Raw genomic sequence first — 6,916 nt, forward strand, 5'->3', positions numbered from 1 at the left:
AACGCCGCAGACATAGGTTAGTGATTTAATGAATAAATGGCTTAATGAGTTAATTAAAACACTAACAAGCCAAGTGAAATAATCACGCCCGAACCAAATAACGCCATAATACAATATCCCATGACATCTTTAGCCCCTAAACCTGCAATGGCTAACGCAGGTAAAGCCCAAAATGGTTGGATCATATTAGTCCATGCATCACCCCAAGCTATCGCCATTGCCGTTTTTGCAGCATCAACGCCTAATGCAGCACCCGCTGGCATCATAATAGGTGCTTGAACTGCCCATTGACCACCACCAGACGGTACAAAGAAGTTAACAATACCTGCACTTAAGAACGTAAAGACAGGGAAAGTAGTCTCATTTGAAATAGATACGAATCCCGCAGAAATAATACCCGCCAGTGAAGATCCAGAATCACCTGTTGCTGTCATCATCCCCATGATACCGGCGTAGAATGGGAATTGTAATAAGATGCCTGAACAGTTTTTAGCGCCTTGAGAAACGGAACTTAATAAGCTTTTAGGCGTACCGTGTAGCAAGATGGCAGAAAATAAGAAGGTGAAGTTAACGATATTAAGATTAAGTGCGAAACCATTATTAATAAAATAATAGATAATATAAGTGAACCCCATCGCACCTAATAACAGTGATAAAATACGACTGTTTTCAAGACGTTCCGCAGGTGTCATTTTTTCTTGAGATGCCGATTCTTGATCGTTTAACGCTTCAGCTTGTAACTCTTTACCTTGAAAGTTTTTACCTTTTGACTCTTTACCCTGCCCATTAACTTGCTGTGCAGCTTGCTCTTTTAATAACTGTGCATCAATGGTGATAATATCCTTTCCAACAGGATGCATTAAGCGATTCAAAATTGGAATCGTAATTAACATCACCGCAAGAATAGTCAGATTCATGGTCGAGAAAATCGTTTCAGACGTTGGAATTGGTGACGTCACCGCTCCATTAGTCACTGCACCCAGGTTAGTGCCACTTGCTAACGCGAGAGGAATTGAGCCTGATAAGCCTGCATGCCAAAATAAAAAACCACTGTACGCAGAAGCAATTAACAAACGGTAATCGACGCCTCTTACACGAGAAGCAATTTCACGCGCAAAAATAGCCCCCACAACCAAACCAAACCCCCAGTTGATCCAACAAGCGATCGCACTAATAAAGGTCACTAATAAAATGGCTTGGTTCGGTGTTTTAGCAATACTAGCCAATACCGCTAATTTACTTTTAAACGCAGGAGCACTCGCCATCGCATGCCCAGTCACTACCACCATTGCCATTTGCATTGAGAAGGTTAATAGCTTCCAAAAACCACCAGCCCAAGCATCAACAACTTGTATTGGACTTTGCCCTGTACTTGGCATCACTAATACAAACACCACTAAGGTTAATACAATCGCAAAAATAAAGGGATCAGGGAGATAACGCTGAAGTAGCGTCACAAAAAACTTGCTTAATCTTTGTAATAGACTGAGTTGTGCTACGTTGGTATTCATTACAATTTCCTTATTATATCGTTGTTAGCGTATTGACGATCTATTAACGAGGATCGCTAATAAAACGCCATTAGTTGCGTTGATAGAATTCGACATTTTATTTGTATTACTGCTTATGCTGATTGCTGATTAATAACTATTAATAACTAATTACTAAGAATGTCGTGGCAGTTAAAATAACGACCGACAATTGAATTAAAAACTGATCTTGAACTAAGAGTTTTATTACTTTTCAGTGCTTTCATACTTTTATTACTGAAACTTTTATTACTGAGAATGATCTTCTAACAATGACTTTCTAATACTGGCTTTAAAAGCGACCTTTTCTTAAAAACAGCTTTCTTAAAAATAGCTTTCTGACGACACTCTTCAGCAATAACTTATTCGCGTTAAGACATGCTCAATAACGCGAATAAGCTGAATCGATGTATTTAGCGAGACAACAACATCGCGACGCCCATTCCGCCACCGATACAAAGCGTGGCTAATCCTTTATTCAATTCCCTGCGCTTCATTTCATGTATTAGAGTCACTAAAATACGACAACCTGATGCACCAATGGGGTGACCCAATGCAATTGCTCCACCGTTAACATTCACTTTGTTGGTATCTAGCTTAAGCTCTTTATTGACCGTCATCGCTTGTACGGCAAAGGCTTCATTCGCTTCTACAACCTCTAAGTCATCAATTGTCCATGCCGCTTTAATCAGCGCTTTTTTAGTCGCTTCGATTGGGCCAACACCCATAATTTCCGGCGCTACACCCGCACTTGCTGATGCTGTAATGGTTGCTAATATTGGTAACCCTAATGCCAGTGCTTTTTGTTTAGAGGTGACGATCACCATCGCCGCACCGTCGTTAAGCGTTGATGAGTTACCCGCCGTCACTGTGCCACCTTTTGCAAAAGCAGGACGTAATTTAGCTAAACCCTCTACGCTACTGTTAGGACGAATTTGCTCGTCTTGATCAACAATAATCGCCTCACCTTTACATTGAGGAATACTAATAGGGACAATCTCTTCGACGAATTGCCCTGCGGCTTGTGCTTGTGCCGCTTTTTGTTGTGACTGCGCTGCAAAGGTATCTTGTTCACTGCGTGTAAACTGCCAGCGTTCAGCAATATTTTCAGCCGTTTGTCCCATATGATAATCGTTAAATGCATCCCATAAACCGTCACTTACCATGGTGTCGACTAACGACCAGTTACCCATTTTTTTGCCATGTCGACTTTGTGGTAAAACGTGTGCAGCTTGACTCATACTTTCTTGTCCACCAGCAACCACCATTTCAGCATCACCATTGACGATTGATTGTGCGGCGAGCTGGACTGCTTTTAGGCCTGAACCACAGACTTTATTAATGGTCATGGCAGAAACTGAATGAACGAGTCCAGCATGCACCGCCGTTTGACGAGCAGGATTTTGACCACAGCCCGCGGTTAGCACTTGCCCTAAGATAACTTCATCGATATGTTGTTTTAAAATAGGTTGTTTTAATAGCATCGACGCTAACACTTGACGGCCTAATTCCACTGCGCTTAATGACGATAAGGCACCGTTAAAAGCCCCAATAGGTGAACGACCCGCAGCAACAATAACAATTTCCATAATGACCTCTTTACTCAAAATAACTCTTTTACTAGACATAACAGCTTCGCTAAAAATAACTGCTTTACTGAAAATAACTGATAACTTAAAACACCATCTCAGGGACATGGTCAGGCACAATTAAACGTCCCTGAGTTTTAGCTTGAATTTCTTCTATCGACACACCCGGTGCTCGTTCTTTTAAAACAAAAGCCCCATTTTCAATTTCTAACCAAGCTAAATCGGTTAAGACTTTTTTAATGCAGCCTTTACCTGTTAAGGGTAATGAACAAACCTCTAATAATTTAGAGTCACCGCCTTTAGAAGCGTGGGTCATGGTGACAATAATGTTGTCGGCACCCGCCACTAAATCCATTGCGCCACCCATGCCTTTTATTAACTTATTGGGAATCATCCATGAGGCGATGTTGCCACTCACATCCACTTCAAAAGCACCTAATACGGTTAAATCAACATGGCCACCACGGATCATGGCAAAAGACTCTGCTGATGAAAAAATAGAACTGCCAGAGACTGCTGTTACGGTTTGTTTACCTGCATTGATCATGTCTGCATCAACATTAGCTTCACTAGGAAACGTCCCCATCCCTAATAAACCATTTTCAGATTGCAACATCACGTCCATACCGTCCGGTATAAAGTTAGCCACTAATGTTGGAATACCGATTCCTAAATTAACGTAGTAACCATCTTGTAACTCACGTGCCACGCGAATGGCCATTTGATCTCGAGAAAGTGCCATAAAATCACCTATAAATATGCATTGAACTAAGCATGTATTGAATTAAGTATTGAACTAAATATGTCTTGCACTAGATATGTATTGAACTAAATATGTCTTGAACTCAGTTTATATCTAACTACAAAAGCATTATTCGCTTGTTGTACGGTTTTCAATACGCTTTTCAAACGTACCAACAATCACGCGATCAACATAAATACCAGGAGTATGGATATGAGCAGGGTCAAGTTCGCCTACTTCAACTAACTCCTCCACTTCAACCACAGTTATTTTTCCTGCGGTGGCAGCTAATGGATTAAAGTTTTGTGCCGTATGACGATAAATTACATTACCGTAACGGTCTGCTTTCCACCCTTTCACTATCGCAAAGTCACCGGTGATTGATTCTTCTAACAAATATTCACGTCCGTTGAAGAAACGCGTATCTTTACCTTCTGCGACTGGCGTACCAACACCGGTTGCCGTATAAAATGCGGGAATACCTGCGCCACCGGCACGCATTTTTTCAGCTAAAGTTCCTTGTGGTGTTAGCTCGACATCTAACTCACCGTTTAATAGTTGCTTTTCAAACAAGGCATTTTCACCTACATAAGATGACACCATCTTGCTTACTTGTTTGTCTTCCAACAAAATCCCTAAACCAAAACCATCGACACCACAATTGTTCGATACAATAGTTAGATTTTTTGTTTGTAGACGTTTAATTTCAGCAATCAGATTTTCAGGAATACCACATAAACCAAAGCCACCAGCGAGTACGGTCATACCATCTTGTAAACCACTCATAGCGTCTTCATATGTTGTCACTACTTTGTCAAAACCAGCCATAGATCCACCTTTAAATACAATGTCATTTTAATTTTTATCAGTGTGCCCCATACTCATTCATTAAATAAATTTATTATTTTTATCTATTAATTTGGTTTTATTATGAATGTAAAACAACTTCGTATATTTTTAGCCGTCGCACAGACCCAAAGTTTTGCCGAAGCAGGCCACCTTGTACACATGTCACAACCAGCAGTAAGTTTGTCGATTAAGAGCTTAGAAGACTCTTTAGGTGGGCGTCTATTTACTCGTACAACAAGAAGCACTTTATTGACGGCTGAAGGGCAACAACTATTGTCCATGGCTAAGACCTTAGTTGCCTCATGGGATTCGGTAGAAAATGAGCTAAAACAGAGATTTACATTAGATAGAGGGAAAATAGCACTGGCGGCAATGCCCTCTTTTGCAGCCTCTTTATTACCAAAAGTGTTGATGAATTATCGACAAAAAAACCCCAATATCAGCATCGAAATTCACGATGTATTAACGGATACAGTTGTGGAAATGGTACGTTCTGGAAATATTGAAATGGGCATTTCTTTTGAGCCAGAAAATACACAAGATTTAAACTTTCAAGCCTTGTTTAATGATCGCTTTATTGCGGTAACTCATCAGAATTGTTCGCTCAAAAATGAGAAAGAACTCACATGGAAACAGATACTTGAATGTGAGTTTATCACCTTACAAAAACCTTCCAGTGTACGTAATTTAATAGAAATGGCGTTAGCGAAAGAAGGAATGGAATTACATGTTGCTTTTGATGCTCACCAATTAGCAACCGTAGGTAAAATGGTCTCTCAGGGGTTAGGAGTCGCTGTTGTCCCTGCATTATGTGAGGCGCAAATGCGTGAGCAAGGCGCCATTTGTTTACCGATTTCACAGCCAATAATTTCTCGTCATGTGGGCATTATCACAAAAGCTAAAATACCACTTTCGATTGCGGCACAGGAAATGATAGATACCTTAATTGAAGCCTTTAGAAACAATACGATTTAATAGAAAATAGAAAGCAGTTAGAGCAACGATCACCCTAACTCATTTGAAGTATTTTCAGCTGTTGACCTTCAATAAAAAGTAATGCAATAGTAACGAGTAAGGACCTCCTACTAAAGGTAGCAACTAAACAGTAATTGTTAACTCACCACGTAAATCCGTCGTTAATAATTCTTTTACCACTTTATAACTTAAGCCTTGGCTAAGTAAATAATGTAGCTTAGCAATCACTGACTCTGTGGTCATATCTAAGCCACTAATTACCCCTACTTCGCTTAATGCATGGCCAGTTGCATAACCTTCCATATTCACACTGCCTTTTAAACATTGGCTACAGTTAACAATGAGAATACCGCGATCACTTGCATCTTTTAAAGTACTTAATAATTGCGGATCTTGCTGAGCATTACCAACGCCATAAGTTAATAGTACTAACGCTTGTAGTGGGCTTTTTAATAAGTTGTCCAACACTTGCCAGTCTAACCCTGGGAATAGGTGTAAAATAGCAATCGATTGTTTCTCAATCGAGCCAATGGTTAAACGCGTATTAATGATTTTCTGTTTTTTACCGGCAACATTTTTAATTTCTATTCCCGCTTCTAATAACACAGGGTAATTAGGCGAAACAAAGGCACTAAACCCATCAGCATGTTGCTTAGTCGTACGATTCCCTCTAAACAACTGGTTATTAAAGAAAATACACACTTCATTGATAGGATGATGGGCAGCGATGTACAAAGAATTTAATAGGTTAGCGCGTGCATCTGAACGTAACTGTGAAAGTGGTATTTGTGAACCAGTAATAATTACAGGCTTACTTAAACTTTCAAAAATAAATGATAATGCCGATGCCGTATAAGACATCGTATCTGTGCCATGTAATATGATAAACCCGTCAAACTCTTGATACTTCTGTTGAATATCAGTTGCTAAAACTTGCCAAGCTTGAGGTGAAATATCGGCTGAATCGATAAGCGGCTCATATTCATGCATTTCAAATTCAGGCATATCCTGATGATAAAACTCAGGCATATTTTTAATCGTTTCAGACAAATAACCAGCAACGGGAATAAACCCATTTTTAGAGGGTTTCATGCCAATTGTGCCACCAGTATAAGCGATATAAATACGTTTTTTCTCAGCCATTACATTCTCATTTCTATTTCAGTGTTGTTAATAATTGTTGTTTATAGTTGTTGTTTATAGTTGTTGTTTATAGTTGTTGTTTATAGTTG

6 protein-coding genes are annotated in these 6,916 nt (G+C 39.7%); 1 reads left to right on the forward strand and 5 read right to left on the reverse strand.

Annotated features, from left to right (window positions below; all coding sequences use genetic code 11):
- Positions 1–53 precede the first annotated feature (53 nt).
- The 4 genes from V6255_RS16095 to V6255_RS16110 form a co-directional block, all read right to left on the reverse strand.
- Positions 54–1,511 (reverse strand): short-chain fatty acid transporter, encoded by a 1,458-nt coding sequence (locus V6255_RS16095; protein WP_341629066.1) that lies wholly within the window; start codon positions 1,509–1,511, stop codon positions 54–56.
- A 431-nt stretch (positions 1,512–1,942) separates the two neighbouring features.
- Complete coding sequence (locus V6255_RS16100; RefSeq protein WP_341629067.1) at positions 1,943–3,118, reverse strand: acetyl-CoA C-acetyltransferase; 1,176 nt, start codon at positions 3,116–3,118, stop codon at positions 1,943–1,945.
- A gap of 85 nt (positions 3,119–3,203) precedes the next feature.
- On the reverse strand, positions 3,204–3,860 hold the full coding sequence (locus V6255_RS16105) for a 3-oxoacid CoA-transferase subunit B (protein WP_341629068.1): 657 nt from the start codon (positions 3,858–3,860) through the stop codon (positions 3,204–3,206).
- 129 nt (positions 3,861–3,989) lie between these two features.
- The gene (locus tag V6255_RS16110) at positions 3,990–4,688 is read right to left on the reverse strand and encodes a CoA transferase subunit A (protein ID WP_025564674.1); all 699 of its coding nucleotides are present in this window, start codon (positions 4,686–4,688) and stop codon (positions 3,990–3,992) included.
- Between the two features lie 102 nt (positions 4,689–4,790).
- On the opposite strand from V6255_RS16110, the gene V6255_RS16115 reads away from it, so the two are divergent.
- Positions 4,791–5,684: a LysR family transcriptional regulator gene (locus V6255_RS16115; protein WP_341629069.1), complete on the forward strand. Its 894-nt coding sequence runs from the start codon at positions 4,791–4,793 to the stop codon at positions 5,682–5,684.
- Between the two features lie 123 nt (positions 5,685–5,807).
- Here the strand turns inward: V6255_RS16115 and ansA are convergent, their stop codons facing one another.
- Positions 5,808–6,827, reverse strand: a complete 1,020-nt coding sequence (ansA, locus tag V6255_RS16120) for an asparaginase (protein ID WP_341629070.1) — start codon at positions 6,825–6,827, stop codon at positions 5,808–5,810.
- Positions 6,828–6,916 lie beyond the last annotated feature (89 nt).

The sequence above is a fragment of the Psychromonas arctica genome, assembly GCF_038155225.1.
Lineage (GTDB): Bacteria > Pseudomonadota > Gammaproteobacteria > Enterobacterales > Psychromonadaceae > Psychromonas > Psychromonas arctica_B.

What these genes read in the sequence shown, in the direction of transcription:
- V6255_RS16095 (WP_341629066.1), bottom strand. Translation starts at nt 1,511, where the DNA reads ATGAATACCAACGTAGCACAACTCAGTCTATTACAAAGATTAAGCAAG.
- V6255_RS16100 (WP_341629067.1), bottom strand. Translation starts at nt 3,118, where the DNA reads ATGGAAATTGTTATTGTTGCTGCGGGTCGTTCACCTATTGGGGCTTTT.
- V6255_RS16105 (WP_341629068.1), bottom strand. Translation starts at nt 3,860, where the DNA reads ATGGCACTTTCTCGAGATCAAATGGCCATTCGCGTGGCACGTGAGTTA.
- V6255_RS16110 (WP_025564674.1), bottom strand. Translation starts at nt 4,688, where the DNA reads ATGGCTGGTTTTGACAAAGTAGTGACAACATATGAAGACGCTATGAGT.
- V6255_RS16115 (WP_341629069.1), top strand. Translation starts at nt 4,791, where the DNA reads ATGAATGTAAAACAACTTCGTATATTTTTAGCCGTCGCACAGACCCAA.
- ansA (WP_341629070.1), bottom strand. Translation starts at nt 6,827, where the DNA reads ATGGCTGAGAAAAAACGTATTTATATCGCTTATACTGGTGGCACAATT.